Origin of the sequence: Acanthopleuribacter pedis, assembly GCF_017377855.1 — a bacterium.
Classification (GTDB): Bacteria; Acidobacteriota; Holophagae; order Acanthopleuribacterales; family Acanthopleuribacteraceae; genus Acanthopleuribacter; species Acanthopleuribacter pedis.
In genome coordinates, this window is sequence record NZ_JAFREP010000041.1 from 23,669 (window position 1) to 40,603 (window position 16,935).

Here is a 16,935-nt window from a genome sequence, read left to right on the forward strand (position 1 = left end):
CTCAGTTAGACGAGGTCCTAGGGCGATCCGTGCGCAAAAAAACATCAAATAACCGACAAATTCTCCTGCGAATTTCCGCCCATTGACATGCGGTCCTTTCCCCTGAATGAACAGAACTTGACCCCCAACCCAAACCAACCCTGCCTTCCAATAAGCCTCGCTTAATCGGCGCATGGAAACAGTGACAACTCAATTCGTTTGACGCATTCGCTCAGTCTTATGTGGAACGAGTGGCCTAAGCTTGTATTGGTGTGACGGTGTCACCTTCCCCTCCCAAAACCCGGATCTAGTGGGCGAAGCTAATACTTTCAATCTCCCCTATCTATTCCACAGGAGCTAACCTACATGACAACCAAATTGAAATATCTAACGACCATATCCCTATTTCTTAGCTGTATTTTCGCCTCTCTGACGGGTTTTGATGAGGAACACACACCTCCTGCCGAGCAACGGAATCCAGCCATAACCGAACCCCAAAACGGTGTCTCACCTCTGTCTTCCGATTCTGATAATTTGGGCCTGAATATCTCAGCCCCGTATTCAAGCGTGAACGAGTTCACCGGCAAGCTCAACATTATTTTGGACCCGATCGGCGTTGGTGGAATGAGCCTTCGACCGGTTTACAAGTCTTACCAGCAGAAGGTTTGCAACGACGAGAGCGGTTTCAGACTGTGTCCAATGAATGAGCCAAACCTGTCGTCGGTTCTTGGCGAGGGTTGGAATTTCCATCTCGGCTACATCATTGCGCGCAATGCCATTTACGGGTCGCCAGGATCATCCGATTGGGAACGCGTGCGTTTTGTTGATACAGCGGGCAACGTGGCGACATTTGGTCGCGACGGTGTTTTTCAGGCTGATCCAAATAACGGCGGCGCGTCGGATACCTGTGTCGGTGGCAGCTGCATGCCCAGCCAGGTCGATGTCCACTTCATCGATGACCAATTGCGACGCATCACCCGCGCACGCCTCAATGACGGCACCTCACTCCAAGGTTTTTCCCGTCAACCCTATTACCTTCTTGACCCCAACGGCCGGCGCACGGAATACCGCGCCACGCGTTTGGTGACGAACGCAAACAACGCAAGTTCGGTCACCTTTCATCCGACCGCGGTTCGCGCCCCCAACGGGCGTGCCATCACGATTTCCTACGTTGGCGGAACCGATCCCGACGGGACCCTTCCCGATATGCCGCGAATTGAACGAGTGACTGATTCTTATGGGCGCAGTTTAGTTTTTGACTACGAAGGAAACAACCTCGCGGGTATCACCTTGGAAGCGGGCAATCAATCCAAACTGCTCAAATCTTTTCGCTATCAGCAGGTTTCGGCAGGCGGTTCGACGCACACCGTACTGCACAAGGTGGTTACACCCGAGGGCTACGAAACCGTGTTCACCACGTCCGACATTGGCCAATCCAAGCCGGTGATTACCGCGATGACACTGCCCACGGGTGGCACCGTTGAGTACGACTACGACACCGAGTTGTTTCTGTACCTTCATGCGGATGACGCAAACTGTCGCGCCGTTCGCGATGATGATTGTGTGGAACTGGAGCTGCGCGGTCGATCGTTCACCCGCATCAGCGAGATACGTCACAGCGGCGGTCGATACCAATTTACCTACCGACAGTGGTCCATCAACGAGGAACGCGGCAACGGCTCCGGTGAAGGACGGATTGACGTCACCGTGAAACAGCTCAACGGCAATCATGTCTTCACCCGCAAAACGAGTTACATCAATGCCCCCATCTTTGAAACCTATTTTCAAACCTTTGCCAACGGCTACTTGGTTGGGCGCGCTCGCGAAAAAGAGACAACCTATCGCGGCTCCACACTTCGCGAATCCTGGTTATACACCCGTGAATTGAACATTGGCGGCCACGCGGGCGGCGACCCGGTTTCCGTCAGCGCGGTGCGTCAATACGCACAACAAATCGATGGTCAGTGGATTGATACGAATTATGAATATTCATGGTGCGAGAACGGCACCTGGAAGCCGCAAGATTTCAAGGCAGCCTTTCTTCAACCCACCAGGATCTCTCGCCAGGCCCGCGACAGCGATGTAAGGTTGATCCGCACGTTTGATTACGATCACCGCTTCGTTGAAAATTTTGGCTGGGATCGCGATACAACCATCCACCAATACGCCTTGGCGCTGCTCACTGAAGACGAACAGATCTTGAGTGAGGGAAGCGGCGAAACATTGCTGACACGGACAACCTACCGATATGAAGATGTGTTTCGCCCGTTCCCGACCAAGGTTGAGCGCCGGCAGGACAGTGACAACTACCTAACCGAAAGCTACAGCTATTACCAAACCGGTGTGAACCTCGGCCTGCTTCATACGGCCCAACCGCTTGGTCAAAAAATCCCAACCGAGTTCACCGCATACCAATTCGGGCAGGCAAGCGTGATCAGCTTGCCGGAAAACGCGACGATTTCACGCACGATTGCCTTTGACGGCACCTTGTCCAACGAAACCGTGGACGGCGTCACCACGGTTTATGGCTACGATAACGATTTTCGTGTGACCCGTGTCGATGTTCCCGATACAGCCCCGCTAAAAACCGAATACACGCCACCAGGCTCCTTTCCCTCAAAAATAACCACCTTCTACGAATTGTCACAAGCACAACGCTTTCCGGCCGATCAACCTTTCCCAATTGCGACACGCACACAAGCTGAACGAATTCCAGTTGAAGCGTTGACGCTAGACGATTGGGGACGGACCACCGATGAGGTACGCCGCACGTCGCCCAACACGGAATACACCCGTACCTATGGCTTCTCACCACTGGGGTTGAAAGAGACCATCGAAGCAGAAAACGGTCGCTGGACCTACCACTTTGATGTCCTCGGGCGACCCACCCGAACCGAACACCACGATACCCGCGACGACCTTCAGTTGTTGGCAACCGATTTCGTTTATCAAACAACCGGGAACGGTTCGACGGTGATCACCCAAACGACGCAAGCGCAGACGCGGGACTATAGTGCGCTACCGATTGAGCCGCGTCTGCCGGGAACCCGTGTTTCAACCAAGACACAAGTTAGCGAAACCGATATCGCCGCGCGTTTGGTGCAAACCGAAACCAACGGCCAAGCCGTTCACTTTACGTACAGCAGTCATGCACGCGGCATCGAAAAAACAGCCTTGCCGTTCAACAATGCATCGTTGGCTCGCGTCACCGTAACCAACCTGCTGGGCGACCTGGTGCTGGAAAACCACCCCGAAATCGAGTGGCCGATTCATTACGAATACAACGAATACGGCCTGCTGCGAGAGCAATACCACGGCAGCGTCAATGACAAGAAGATGCGCCGCGTGTGGCGATACGACGATGCAGGCCGCATCATCGAACGTCTTGGCGCAACGACCCAGGCACCCAACGTCCTCGTGCCAACCGCGTTTTTTGACTATGACACCCGTAACCGCTTGACCGAAGCAGTTCAATACAGCCGTCACGAACACCCAGTGACGATCACCTTTGACGTGTTTGACGGCGCGAACCGCGTCAAAGCCTACAGCGTTCAGATACCGCGCTTGGAACACACCGATTTCAGCGTACAGCCTTACAGCGACCAGGGTGAGCCCCACGTTTACACCGTCAACTACACCTACGACGCATTGGGCCGCGTGTCGTCGACCAAGCACCCAAATGGCGGCTTTGCGGCGTTTGGCTACGAATTCGACTTCGCCCCTTATGACGTTTTTTATGGCTTTGGCCCGAACCACGCCAGTGGCCCGGACTTTGTCAAGGTTGTCACCAGTGGACGCTATCATCCCTACAATGGCAACAACTTGACTGCCGTATACGATCTTGATCGTTGTCAAGCCCAAGATTGCGCTGAAACCTTGCAAGCCATGCGCGCACCAGAATCGGCCATGCGTGCCGCGTTTGGGGGGCAGGTGTTCACCTCAACCCATGACTACCTTGACGCGTTCGAGGCAGGCGCTCGAAAAACCAAGAAACACCCTAATGTTGGCACCAACGCGATTCACCGGGTCGATAGCTTGGGCCGTCCTAGGCTAAATCGTCTCTGGGACCCATTAGCCGGCGGCAAATCGATCCACGGCGAAGCCTTTATCCAATACAACGCGTTTGGCTTTATTGACCACTTCATTGGGAAGGGTCGGCTTTTCAGTCCCCGCTTGTTCTTTTTCGGCTACACGGACTTGGGCCAACTCGAAAAACTCACCATGGGTTCGGATTCCATCGATTACCGCTACGACCAGGTTGGGAACCTGACGTATCGATCTGGTTTAAATGTGGATGTAGGCAGCGGTCGCCTTACCCTTGATTCCTTTTCTGCACAGTACAGTAACGGCAACCCTTTTCATGTCGATGCCCTGGGCAAGGTTTATGACCGAGCCGGCCGGTTGATCGAGAAACCAGGTTATGTGTTGGGTTACAACGCGGCAGGCCGGTTTGAGCGGCTCGAACGAACCCATATGGTTCAGAAACCGATCTCTGATGAAGCTAATTGGCAGGAATATTACCTTTACGATGCGTTCGGCCGGCGCGTTGCCGCGTTAGAAACGGTCGCGAACAAGGTGACCTATTCGGTTCGGGACCTAAATGGTTCTATCCTCACCGAGGAAGATGTCAGCACGTACGCCAAAACCCGAGGCGTTCTCACGGCGCGGCGGCAATACGTCATCTTCGACGGCAAAGCGGTTTACGTCGACGAAGAAACCTTCGCGTTAAACGGCGATCAGCGAGGACGCGCGGAAACCTATCGATTCCACGACCGCTTAGGGAACCCGGTTGTTACCTGGGACGCGGAAACAGAGGCGATTCAATCTCAGTATTATGAGCCTTTTGGAACGCCCATGGTCAATGCAATGAACACCGAGGGCGCTCACGGTTTTGGTGGGCACGACGAAGACAACACCGGCCTGGTTTACATGAAAGCGCGTTTCTATCAGCCGACGATGGGTTGTTTCCTGCAGCCTGACGCGGGCCGCGATTTCAACCCGTATTTACCCAACAGCTACAACCTCTACAGTTATGCGTATCAAAACCCAGCCAATGCTTACGATCCCGATGGAAACGCGGTGGAAACGGCCTGGGACGCGTTTAACATTGGTATCGGCGTCGCGTCGTTCGTCTACAACGTCAAAGAAGGCAACTGGCTGGATGCGACGATTGATGCGGGCGGTGTGGTTGTCGACGGGATTGCAGCAGCAACGCCGTTTGTTCCGGGCGGTGCAGGATCAATTATCAAAGCTGCCCGTGCTGGTGATAAAATTGTCGACGGAGCTAAAGCGGCTGACAAGGCAAACGATGCGAAAAAGGCTGCCGATGCGGCTGATACCGCTGCAGATGCTGCAGGCGCTGCAAAAAAGCGCGACACTCTTCAACCTGGTCCCCATTCAAAGGGATCAGTTCCTGCAAGAAGCCCTGATAAAAAGTTCACCAGAGCAGAGCGGGATAAGATCAATGTATTTGGTAGAAAAGATGGTTGCCATACGTGTGGTACGAAAGATCCTGGAACTAAGAGCGGTGATTTTATCCCTGATCACCAACCACCAAGCAAGATGAATAAAAATAATGAGCCGCAGGTTCTAATGCCTCATTGTAAAAAGTGTAGTCAGCGTCAAGGCGGACAGGTTAGACAGGCTACAAAGGAGAATTAGTCATGAATTGGATTGAGTCCTCTGGGGGACCTCTCAGTTTATTAGAAGAGCGCATACTTTCAGCCTGGGGCGGCGTCGACTCTTCGGTGACTGATCCAAAGAAAACCGATTATGATCGTGCATGTGAGGTCGAAGACTATGCCTCAATACTGAGGGTGGGTGATGGAGAAGCCGTTATTTTTGGCGATGAACCAAACCCCCTTTCCTACATTCCCCACCAGCAAACTTATGGCATATTTGTTCGCTGGAAATGGGCGCCGGATCAAGCCTCGGTGGAAAGCCATCTCCGGTCGTTGAATCTTCAATCCATACCTGAAATAGGTAGGGTTAGGTTCCGAGTAGAGAGTAAAAACCTTCAAGTTTTTGATGCTTCATTAAGTGGAGGAGATATCAAAGAATCTCTGCGATTAGAATTGAACCCAGGAGTTTATGATATTACGACTAAGCTTTACGAGCCAGATTCAGAAACAGCATTACTACTACACGTAATCACCAAACTAAGCTCGAGCAGCGATTGATGTTCTCGATGTGGAAAAAGTACTGATACTGGCAGAAATAATCCATGTGATCGTTTGATAGGTGAGGGCGCGGTAGAGATCAGACTCACTAAGCATCTTAACCCAAGCTGATTTTCACTCACAAAAGAAATGTTCATTTTGAACTGGGGCTGTGATTGGCGGCCCTTTTGTATGTTTTAGTGAATTTTGGTGGATCTGTGATTTTTAAATTTAGAAAAAAGTTCCTATTTTAGAGAGCGAGAAGGAGAAGCGTTAGTATGAGGTGATTGGGTGGATATGCTTACTTGTAGGGTTTCTTTTTCGGTCATCCAGTACATTTCGAAAACGCGGCCGGATTCGCTTTTTTCGATGAGGTGAGGTACCTGACTGATCAGAGCTACCGTGGGAACTATACAAAAAAACCTGGCTTTGGAGCCTAGGTTTTGGATTTCGAAGCTACTTTGTTGATCAACACGCTCCCCTCGCACTCTTGCTTAATACTTGTCGCAACACCCTTCGGTTCGTTGCAGGGGATTGTAGAAACCTCGGGTCGCTTGCCCGTGGCGTGCCTTGTCTACTGGATCAGTTGGTCTCGGCTTTGGGTTACCTTGTCGATGGTGTCTTTGATGATTTGGATGTTTTGGCCGTAGCGGTCTTTTTTGTCGATGCGCACCGCCGTGTCCAGCATCTCCTGGAGCACTTCCAACGCTTTGTCGTGGTGGAACTTGTTGTCGGAGGTTTCCAACAACTTGCTGATGTCCTCGGCGTGACTCTTGAGCATGTCCACTTTGTCGCGGCTGTTGCTGCCCGACGAAAGTTCGATAAAGGCCGCGGTGTTGCTCAGGAATTCCAGCCGTTTTGGGACCGGCATGTCGCTTTTTAGCAGTTCGGTCATGTTGCTCAAGGCGCGGTTGGCCGTCGATTTCGCCAATTTGGGATTGTCCGTGTTTTGGGCCAATGCCAACTGGAAACGGGGGAGTTGTTGGCGGGCAAACAATTTTGCCTCGTCCGACGAACGAACCCGACCCAGCAAATCCGACAAGTCGGTGACGGTGATCGAACTGAATTTGGTGATGTCCGACTTGCTCATGCCCGAGAAATCGATGTTGTTCAGCAACAGTTCGCCTTCCTTCAGGTAGGACGTGTTGGTGCCGATGCTGCCGATCTCCAGCGCGGTGCTGGCGGCGTCGGTGAGGTTGCGCACCTCGTCCAATTGCGTTTCCGCGTTGGAGGCCAGGTTCGATTGGATGTCGAGCGATTGGGTCCATTCCTGCATGCGGATATGGCCGGCCATGCCGTCTTGCAGATCCTTGGTGACTTTGACGAAATCGGTCAGCGAGGCGTTGGAACCTTGAAGGAGTTGCCCGGCCACCCATTCGCTTTCTACCGCGCCGCGTTCGGTGAAATCACGCACGTAGTTGTTGGCGTTGTGGGCGAAATCTTCCACGTGGTGGTCGTGTTTGGTGAAGGTGCGCGTCGACAGGTCAAAATCAAGGCGGTCCTTGACCACCTGGGGAATTTTGTCCAGATTTTGGTTGGTGCCGTCGAGGATCGAATACTGGTAAGAGTGGGTTAACTCGTGGGAGAGGGTTTTGAAAATGAGGGTGGGGTCGTTGCTTTCCATGGTTTGGGCGCGTAGGTTCATGGTTTTGGTGCCCCACATTTTGTTGCGTTCCGCCGAGTCGGAGGATTGATTGAGCTTGAGTTCCACGTTGTTTTGGTAGCCGTGGGTTTGCGCGTGGAGTTTCATGAAGGCTTTGACGGCTTTCTCGCGGTCGCCGCTGCTCAGGTCTTTCCAAACATTGGTATTGGGATCGAAAATGGATTTGAGGTCGACGTCTTTTTGTTCCTGTTTCACGGTGACCGATACGTTGGTATTGGGCATTTTGCCCACCATGTCTTTGACCATGGCAAACCGCAAGCCGCGTTCAACCGAGGCGTAATCCGTTTTGCCCATGGACAGTTTGGGTGCCAGCGCGCGGACCACGTTCCCCATGGAGTGGTCGCCGTTAATGGCGGCATTGAGGCTGTCGTTGACAATGGCTTTTTTGAGTTCAATCGCGGTGGCTTTCATGGAATTGGATATTTGATCGCTTTGGCCCGCGCGTTTCATATCCGAGGCTTTTTGGGCCAGAGTTTTGGCGATCAGGCCGGCCACCTTGTCGGCCGAGGTGCCGTGCACGCCGGCGAACTTGTTGACCACATCCTCGACGGCGCCGCGGACCAACGCCTTTTGGGTGTTGTTGAGGTTGTTGGGCCACACGATCTCTTCGTCGAGTTTGTTCATGATCAGTTTGGTGGCGGTTTGCCTGTCGACCGGGCCGGAGAGGTATTCTTTGCGAAGGTCGTCGGCCTCGCCGAGCACGCGGGCGATGTCGTCCCCGGTCATGCCCGAGGTCTTAACGTGCGCGGCGAGGTCGAAATGCTCCAAGTCCTCCGTATTAAAAACGGTTTCCATCGCTTCCCTGGCGATTTGCGGGGTGTAGTGGGATTCCAGCGTCTGCTTCAAAGCGTTAAACACGGCGGTGTTTTCCTGGGTGGTGGTTTCTTTGTTGGTGCCCACCACCTTGTTGCTATTAATTTTGCTGAGCCGCGCTGACTTATCTTCAATGTTGTTAGCGAAACTTTGCATTTGCGAACGTGAAATCACCATGGGTGCTCCCTTTACCTTAAAACCTAAGAAGCGCTGACGCGGTGATTTTAGCTAAACCTCTGGGCTGCAACGGCCTGTAAAAATGCTCAGGGCCGGCGGGTGCGGTCGCGCGCGACCCCGGTCCGCTTTTCCAAGCCATTTCGCTCCAGATCTTTAGCCAAAATCCCTCGCTCTTATCACGCCTCTTAGGTAAAACCTGCCGGGTTAATGCAAACCGACTGGGGTCAAATTGAAAACTGGATGGTTCGGCCGCGTTGAGGGTTCCGGCCTCGGCCGGCAGGGGCGCGGGTGAACCGGGAGCCGTCGCCTCGGCGGGTGTGGTTTGGGCGGCCCGGTTTAAGAGATCGGTCCACATGGCGGCAACCTCGGCCATGTGGGTGACCTTCTCCTGGAAATCGGCGGGGTTGAGACCAACCAAGTGGATACGCTGTTGGAGCACGAGGGCTTGCCGTGCGTCGTCGTAGGCGAGGGTGGTGCCGCGGGTGCGCTGCCAGAACAGGTTGGAAAACAGGCCGTGTTCCAACACCTTGGCGAGCACGTGCTCGGGGACGCGCCCCAAAATCACAAAAACCACGACCGATTTTCGCTCAGCAAGGTACTGAAAACACAAAACAGATCGGTGCTCGTAAACGAGGTGGGCGTAATCGTCGCTTTTAAACTGTGCCGCGGGCCCGCCAAACGCCTCGGACAGACCCGACACGATCTCGCGGGACATCGCTTGGTCGTCCATCGAACACCTGCAATGGTGAAATAGGGTAACCCACCCTTATTCTAGTTCCCGCGAGACTCGGTTGCAAAACATCTCGACGTTAAATGTTTTCTCGCGGCGGCGATCTTGCCTGAATGGATGTTTGCGTTTTTTTGATGAATTTCCCCGCGGTGCGATGGTTTTTTCTTTTGTTCGGCCCTTTTTGCGGGGCTGGGTCCTGGTTTTTTAAGGAAATGAAAAGAAATTCAAAAAAATCTGGGACATTTTTGGATCAGGCTCGTAGGTATGAATGGGAACGCTACTTTGTCCTGAGCAAATGAAGCGGTCCTTGACAACACAAGGGTTAGCTACCCGATTTTTCTCCTAGCTTTATGCCGGTAATGGGCCCAACCCTTGCCGGTATTTTTTTTGGCCGCCGTGGTGCGACGGCCCGTTTCGTTGTCAAGGTGAATCTTCCGTTGTGCGACCCGCCGGGGGTTCATCGGCCGCTTTGGCTTGCGCGGGCGCGGTCGCCGGGGTGGGTTGGTTTTGGACCGGGGCTCGGGTTGCCGGTTTCGGCCCGTTGGGTTGCGGGTTCGGCTTCATGGGTGCGAACACAATCGCCCACGCCCATTTCAACCAGGACAGCAGGCCGTTGGCCAACCACAACGCCCACAGCAACATCAGGAACCGGTAGACCCAAATCGAAAGGGTGACCACCCCGACGGGGGCGATGGCGCCGTCGGCGCGCGGGTTGTACCAGGCCAAATCGGTGACGGGGTAATTGGGGCCGTACACGTACATGTTGGGTTTGCCGAGCAGACCCTGGCTCAATGCGGCGGCAAGGATGCCGAGGAAAACCATGGTGAAGCCGATTAACGCCAGCCGGATGAGGATTTCCAAACCCTTCTTGGGGCGGGGTTCGTCCCGGTGATAGAAGCCGACGGCAAAAAACCAGGTGGCGGCGATTGCCAGCGGCCAAATGCCCAGTTGCAGCACGCCCAGCCCGAGCAGGAACCAGCCGGCGGGGCTCAGAGGGGTCTGTTTGAGGCGGCCCAGCGGGACGGCGATCAGGATCAACAACCCGAACAACGGCCAAAACAAAACGGAGGGGCCCATTTGCGGGCCGAAGGTACCCAGAATCCAGCGGTTGGATCCAATGTTGAGATGATGGCGGATGTTGACCGCGGGATGGCCGAGATCGAGCTGAGGTGATGCGATCACAAACGCGCCCTCGCGTTTTTGCCGCCAGGAACCCTCGATGGCGACTTCGCCGGGGGAGTAGCCGATTTTGAGGATTTGATCCTCGACAATGATGGTGGTTTCTTTGCCGTTGAGCGTGAGTTCCTGCATTTCCACGTCAGGGGGCAGGGCGAGCTGGTATTCACCGCCGGTACTGGTGCGCAGGTTGAAACGGAAGTGCGTGGTTTGCAAACGGTTGCCGGCTTCAATGTTTAAATGGACCTCGTCGATGGTCAGGGTACGCCCACCGACGCGTTCGGGACGCCGCGCCGTGAGGGTTAGTTGCTCTCCCGGTCGCGGTTTCCAATTGGGGAACCACTGGTTGGCGCCTTCCTTGCGGTAGTGCATCAGCGGGGTGCCTTGCCATTCGACCAACCACAGGGGAGAGGCGGTTAATTGCCAGGTTTCGGTCCAGGGTCGGTCCGCGGGCGCTTGGAGCACCAGGCTGTCCGTTTTATCCAGGCGGCTTTTCCATGAGACGGCGCCGCGGTCCGCGGACAAGGTAACGGCGACCCCGTTTTCGTCGGCCTTGAGATCGCTGGTTAAGATGCGCTCACCTGGCAACAAGGGGACATTGATCAGCACGGATTCACTGTTGATGGTGCGTACCTGGGTGGTCACGGTCCAGTCGAGACCGAGGGTAAGTGTGCGGGTGACATGAAGAAAGGACTCGGCTTGAATGCGTTCCGAGGTTTTGCCGGCCTCGTCCTGTTCTGCGGGCTGGCGCGGGCGTAATTCGATTTGGCCCGCGACGCGACCGTTCTCATCGACACCGATCACCTGCCAATCTTGGGTTTGGGTTTCCAAACGCTTCGGGTGTTGCGGCCAAGCGATGATCAGGTTGCCTTCCTCGGGAAGCGGTTGGCTCAGGGTCAGGCGGCGAATGCCGGCGGGTACCCGAGCCCAAACAATGCCGTCGACGTCGAGGAACAGCGGCGGGGTTTTACCGACGGGGTCGGTGACCCGCGTGGGGCGACCGGGTAGGGGCAAGGTGGTCGGGGTTAACGCGTGCAGGGTGAGGGTGGTTTCCACGGTGCCGCCGCGCACACGCAACAGGGCGCTGTCGATGGACAGGCAATTGTCGCCACAAGGCGGCTTTTGCAGCAAACGCGCTTCGTACTGCTCCAGAAGTGTTTGATCCGGTTCGGTCGGCATCGTGGCTTCATTCACAAAGTTTTGGTTTTGGGCGACCTGCATCTGTTGTTGTTGGCCCAGCAAGGGACCGGCGGCGAACAGCAGCGCGGCCGAGGCGGCGGATTTGAGGGTGGTTTTGCCGGGGATCAGGTTGTCGCGACGCAACAGGGCGATCAGGAGCAACAGGGTAAGGGCGATGCGTACCAAAATTAAAAGCTTGTTTTGCCAGGGCGAAAGCAGAATCAGCCGAACCGATTCGTCCTTGTCGACCGGGTTGTTCCACGTCAGGCGGAGGTGGTTGTGTTTCCATTCGGGAACACCCGGCCCGGTCTGGATATCGCCTTGGGTTTTGTCGCTTTTTTTGGTGCCGGGCTTGCGAGCATGGGAGATGTAGTTTTGCACCGCCCGTTTGCCTTTCTGTTCAAAAACCTCCTCCTCCATCATGGGCGGTGGTTCAAAGTGGCCGTCGGTTCGGACCGCCTGGGAGAAGTTCGGTGAACCGGAGAGGCGCCCTTCGATTAAATCGGGCAGGCGCACCCGTTCCAATTGCGGGTAGGTGAAAGACAGCAATTGTTGGCCGATGAAGGCGGTAACCCACACCATGGTGAGTAACCAGGTTAGGTTTTTTCCAACTTTAATAACTGGTTTTAAAAAGTCAATGGTAACGTAACGGGCAAGGGCGATCCAAACCAGCAGGAACAGCCAAACCCCTCGGGGCGCATGGAGCTGATGGTAAATCAACACCAGGCAGGCAAGCGCCAGGGCACCCAGGCGCCAATCCCAGAGTTTGGCGACGGCGCCCGCGATGATCAACACCCAAAACAGGTGCCACAGGCGCCAGGAGCGCAGCCAATCGCCGCGTACGGTTTCGGGTCCGAAGGCGGTGAAGGCGCGCCAGCCGGGCGGCAGGTTGATGTCGATCACCAGCCGGTCGAGGTCGGTGTTCCAACCGGAGGCGGGCAAGTTGGCGAGCTTTTGTTCGAGGCGACCTTCGACCTTGAGGTGGCTGGTGGGGGCGCGCAAGCTGAGCCCGGTTAAACCGGTTTGCGGGTTGCCGGTCAGGAGCTGGGAGACGTTTTGGATTTGGGCGTTGCCGGGTTGGTAGGGATCGCGCATTTCCAGACGCCAATCACGGTGGGGGTTCACATCGATGACGTCGCGAAAGGTCGCGCCGCGGCCGTTTTGGTCCAACCAAATGGTTCGCGTGAGGGTCATGTCATTGGCTTTGATGGTGCCGATGCCGCGTTGGCGTTCTTCCAAGCGCAAGGTTTGGCCGGGTTCTGCAAAAAAACAGGGGAAGCCGCGGTAGGCGGCGTCGAGGTGGGTTTGGGTGGGGTCGACGGCGATCATGTTGCGGGGGGTGATGGTGCGCAGTTTTTCATTGGCTTGGTAAACCCATAATTCGTGATCGGCCCAGCGTGCGCCGGGTTCGGGGACGGTAAGGGTTTCGGGGATGTCCGTTTGGACACTTTGGAAACGGATCGGCCAGGTTCCCGAGCGGACTTGCACCACCAAGTCACCGTTTTCGTTGCGTTTCATGGGGAGCGGCGAACTGACACGGAGGAGGCGGGTGTTCGGCATTTCCGGGTTGTGCAGGGTGACCTCGCGGCTGCGACCACTGACCTCGAGTTTGATGTTGGTGGTGATGCCGAAGGGCACCGCTTCCTGCAAAATGCGTGAGACGTATATGTCGAGGCTGTCGATTTGGTTGGCTTGGGTGCGGCGACCGCTCAGCACCAGGGTGCCGTTGTTTTCGCGGCGTGGCTCGGGAACAGGGCGACCTTCCAAGTTGAGATCGAGCAGGCCGGTTGCGGCGGGAATCGGCAGTTGGGTGGGGGAGCTTGTCCAGGTGAAGGACCCGCGCAGGGTGGTGGTGCCGGCCTGCAAGTAGACGGTGGGCACGTGAACAGCGCCCGCGTCGACATGGGCGTCGGGGCTGGGGATGACGGGAATCGCCTTGCCGGCGGCGCGCACCTCTCGCGGCCAAATCCGGCTGTTGCCCGGCAGCGGGACGGCCATGTCGCGGTACAGGGTCCAGGTTTGTTCAAAGGTGCCGCCGCTTTGGGTGAGGTCCAGCACCAGGCGGGAAGGCCAGGCGCAGACGGTTTGGTCGTCGGCCTCGGGGCAGGCCGCCTCGGGATGGGCGTACAGGATCCAATCGCGCCATTGGGCGAGTTCGGACGGGGCGGGTACGGCCCGTTCCGGCCCTTGGGCCCATGCCGGCGCGAGGCCGAGAACAATCAAACTAATCAGGAACAGGTTGGGCAGGCGCAACATAAATCCTTCCTAAAGCAGCAGCAAATTTTTGTAAGCATAACGGGGGCGCGGTGGGGGCGGCGCATTAAGGCGCCGTGGGATCGCCGCGCGGGTCTGTTGGTATCGTGCGGTACACCCGCGCCAAGGTTTCGGTCAAATCGCATCAATGATGAGAAGCGAAAGCGCACGCGGGAAGGGCCCAAAAGATAGAAAAGAATTTCAAAACCGGGGTTTAGAACAGGTTTACCTTGGCGACAATGCCGCTGCCACCGTTGATTTGAATCGAGTTGGGGCGAATGCGTTTCGGGATTTCAAAAACCAAAAAACCCTCGGCTTCCTCGTTCGGGCTCAGGACGGTGGGGGTGAGGCGGCCGGACATGTGCCGTGTTTTCGGCGATGCGTTAACGCGGTCGCCGTCCGAGGTGAACACCGAGAAACCGAAAGGGTCGAGGTTGTAGTTTTTGCGCGCCGTGTTTCTGACGCGGACTTTTACGGTGAGGAAGGTGAGGGCGTCGGTTCGGGGTTTGGTGTTAAAAATCCAGCCCTCCAACTCGTTGGTTCGTTTGGATTCCACCACCATCAGACGAACGGCGTCGCGTTCCGCTTTAAGGTCCTGCGTTTTGAACTGAGCGAACCCCGTTTTTTCCCCGGTCAAACTGCCGCGGAACATGAGGGCAAACCCGGCCAAGCCGACCACCAGTACCAGGAGGGTGACTTGGGTGAGGGTACGGCGCAGCGCAATTTGGTAATTTTTGCCGTCGAGTTGGGCCCCGGCTGCCTCGAATTGCGGCACTTGGCGGGGCTGAATGTTGGCGGCTTTGCTGTCCTGTTTCCAAGCGGGTTGCATAAAATTCGCTCGTCATTTTGAAATAAACAATTGGATACATGGCCTTTCGGTATCTTTTAGCCTAAAATGAAGCCACCTTCCACAACAATCCCGAGATTCTTGGCCGACGCGGTTTGCGACGGCTGTCGCGGGAAGCCGGCGATGTTCAAACCTAAGAAGCATTTCCACCACCCTTGCCTGCTCGGTTACCATGAGACGTAACCACCCAACCTACCTAACCCGGGTCTCGCGAGACCCTCGCTCCCGAACGGATGACGCCTATGCCCACGATTCTCAGCTTTAAAGTTGATTTACACGACCTTCACGGCTACACCGAGCCCGTTAAAATGGTGTCGAACTGGCGTTCGCTCTACGACCTGCTCAAATTGGCGGTTGCTAACGGCGAAGCCTACGCGGTGGTGGTACCCGGCGAAAGTTTGTCTCGCCAAGACGACGCCATTGACCGTGTGTTGACGCTCGCCAACGATTCCGGTGTGCCGGTGATGGTGTACATCAACCCGCGCGACAAGCTGAAAAGCTCGGCTTATTACGCCCAAATCGGCGGGATTTTATGTGAACCGCTGGATGTAGGGTCGATTAAAGAATTTATCGGCTACGCCCGCGACGCCAAAAACAGCCGTTCCGAGATCATTTTGGCCATCGACGATTCACGCACCGCCCGCAAGGTTTTGTTCCGCGAATTGAACAGTGCCGGCTATCATTTGTTTTTTATCTCCGACGGTACCTCGGCCCACAAGGTGGCGGCCGTCCTGAATCCCAGCGTGGTGGTCACCGATCTGCTGATGCCCGGCATGGACGGTTACGAACTGTGCAGTCAGTTGGCGGCCTCCAGCGATACGGCGCACATTCCGGTGGTGGTGATTACCTCCTTGGACAGCAACGAGCTGCTGCGCGAGGGTTTTACGGCGGGCATCAAGGAATTTTTCCAAAAACCCTGGCCCAACCAACAGTTGGTGCGGTTTATCGATCGCCTGATTGTCGAAATGAAATACCGTCGCTCAGAAACGGCGCTGGTGCTTGAAGACAGCCCGACGATTCGTCGTCTGGTGGCGCACTACCTCAACAAATTGGGGTTTTCGGTGGTGGAGTTTTCGCTGGGCGTGGAATTGGTGAAATACCTGCAGGGCGAGCATTCCGTGGTTGATTTGATGGTGCTGGACTGGGAACTGCCCGATTGGGACGGCCTGGATTTGGTGAGTACCATTCGTACCAAAAAAGAATTTGCCTTCACGCCGATCCTGATGTTGACCGGCCGCAACAAAGAAAGTGATATCGCCTCGGCCTTGCGCGCCGGGGCCGACGATTACGTGACCAAACCCTTTAAGTTCGAGGAACTGGCGGCGCGAATTCAGGCGCAGATGCGCATTAAACGCCTGATCGACGAACTGCACGAGAAAAACAAGTTGCTGGAAGAGTTGGCGCTCACCGACAGCCTGACCGGGCTTTACAACCGCCGTCACTTCGACAACCAAATGGAATTTTTCTGGGCGCACCACGAACGGGCGCAGCACCGCTTCTCGCTGATGTTGATCGATGTGGATCACTTCAAAAGCATTAACGACACCTACGGCCACGCCACCGGCGACGAGGTGCTGACCATTTTGGCGGACCTGCTCAAGGAGATTTGCCGCAAGGGTGATTTGGTGGCGCGATTCGGCGGCGAGGAATTTGCCATGATTCTGCCCGAAACCGGCCAGGACGAGGCCTGGATTGTGGGCGAACGGCTGCGGTTGGCCGTGCAGGAATACAGCTTCGCCGTGTCCGGTAAAACGATTGCCATGACGGTAAGCGTGGGCGTGGTCGATTCCGACCGCGGCGAAATCCACAAATTCGAAGACATGATTCATCTGGCCGACAATACCTTGTACAAAGCCAAGGCGGCGGGCCGCAACAGCGCGTTGGTCTACCGCAACGAGTAATCGTCAGAGCCTGTTGCCGGGATGATAAAACCCGTTGTGATCCTTTGGCGAGCATTGCG

General features: G+C 55.6%; 7 protein-coding genes. 3 read left to right on the forward strand and 4 right to left on the reverse strand.

Annotated elements, in window-relative coordinates:
* The first annotated feature begins 345 nt into the window (after nucleotides 1–345).
* Both J3U88_RS29750 and J3U88_RS29755 read left to right on the forward strand, forming a co-directional pair.
* Nucleotides 346–5,640: an RHS repeat domain-containing protein gene (locus J3U88_RS29750; RefSeq protein ID WP_207862667.1), complete on the forward strand. Its 5,295-nt coding sequence runs from the start codon at nucleotides 346–348 to the stop codon at nucleotides 5,638–5,640.
* Between the two features lie 2 nt (nucleotides 5,641–5,642).
* Nucleotides 5,643–6,158, forward strand: a complete 516-nt coding sequence (locus tag J3U88_RS29755) for an Imm21 family immunity protein (protein WP_207862668.1) — start codon at nucleotides 5,643–5,645, stop codon at nucleotides 6,156–6,158.
* 553 nt (nucleotides 6,159–6,711) lie between these two features.
* Here J3U88_RS29755 and J3U88_RS29760 read toward each other — a convergent pair.
* The 4 genes from J3U88_RS29760 to J3U88_RS29775 all read right to left on the reverse strand — a co-directional run bounded on the left by J3U88_RS29760 (nucleotide 6,712) and on the right by J3U88_RS29775 (nucleotide 14,957).
* Nucleotides 6,712–8,790, reverse strand: a complete 2,079-nt coding sequence (locus J3U88_RS29760; protein ID WP_207862669.1) for a hypothetical protein — start codon at nucleotides 8,788–8,790, stop codon at nucleotides 6,712–6,714.
* Between the two features lie 16 nt (nucleotides 8,791–8,806).
* Nucleotides 8,807–9,520, reverse strand: coding sequence for a type III secretion system chaperone (locus tag J3U88_RS29765; RefSeq protein ID WP_207862670.1), 714 nt, complete (start codon nucleotides 9,518–9,520; stop codon nucleotides 8,807–8,809).
* Nucleotides 9,521–9,940: 420 nt separating this feature from the next.
* Nucleotides 9,941–14,131, reverse strand: coding sequence for a hypothetical protein (locus J3U88_RS29770; RefSeq protein ID WP_207862671.1), 4,191 nt, complete (start codon nucleotides 14,129–14,131; stop codon nucleotides 9,941–9,943).
* Between the two features lie 211 nt (nucleotides 14,132–14,342).
* Nucleotides 14,343–14,957 carry a DUF4352 domain-containing protein gene (locus tag J3U88_RS29775; RefSeq protein WP_207862672.1) on the reverse strand — a complete coding sequence of 205 codons (615 nt, stop codon included), beginning with the start codon at nucleotides 14,955–14,957 and terminating at the stop codon, nucleotides 14,343–14,345.
* A 260-nt stretch (nucleotides 14,958–15,217) separates the two neighbouring features.
* On the opposite strand from J3U88_RS29775, the gene J3U88_RS29780 reads away from it, so the two are divergent.
* Entirely contained in the window at nucleotides 15,218–16,876 is a 1,659-nt protein-coding gene (locus J3U88_RS29780; protein WP_207862673.1) for a diguanylate cyclase, read from the forward strand.
* The last annotated feature ends 59 nt before the right edge of the window (nucleotides 16,877–16,935 follow it).

What these genes read in the sequence shown, in the direction of transcription:
- J3U88_RS29750 (WP_207862667.1), top strand. Translation starts at nt 346, where the DNA reads ATGACAACCAAATTGAAATATCTAACGACCATATCCCTATTTCTTAGC.
- J3U88_RS29755 (WP_207862668.1), top strand. Translation starts at nt 5,643, where the DNA reads ATGAATTGGATTGAGTCCTCTGGGGGACCTCTCAGTTTATTAGAAGAG.
- J3U88_RS29760 (WP_207862669.1), bottom strand. Translation starts at nt 8,790, where the DNA reads ATGGTGATTTCACGTTCGCAAATGCAAAGTTTCGCTAACAACATTGAA.
- J3U88_RS29765 (WP_207862670.1), bottom strand. Translation starts at nt 9,520, where the DNA reads ATGGACGACCAAGCGATGTCCCGCGAGATCGTGTCGGGTCTGTCCGAG.
- J3U88_RS29770 (WP_207862671.1), bottom strand. Translation starts at nt 14,131, where the DNA reads ATGTTGCGCCTGCCCAACCTGTTCCTGATTAGTTTGATTGTTCTCGGC.
- J3U88_RS29775 (WP_207862672.1), bottom strand. Translation starts at nt 14,957, where the DNA reads ATGCAACCCGCTTGGAAACAGGACAGCAAAGCCGCCAACATTCAGCCC.
- J3U88_RS29780 (WP_207862673.1), top strand. Translation starts at nt 15,218, where the DNA reads ATGCCCACGATTCTCAGCTTTAAAGTTGATTTACACGACCTTCACGGC.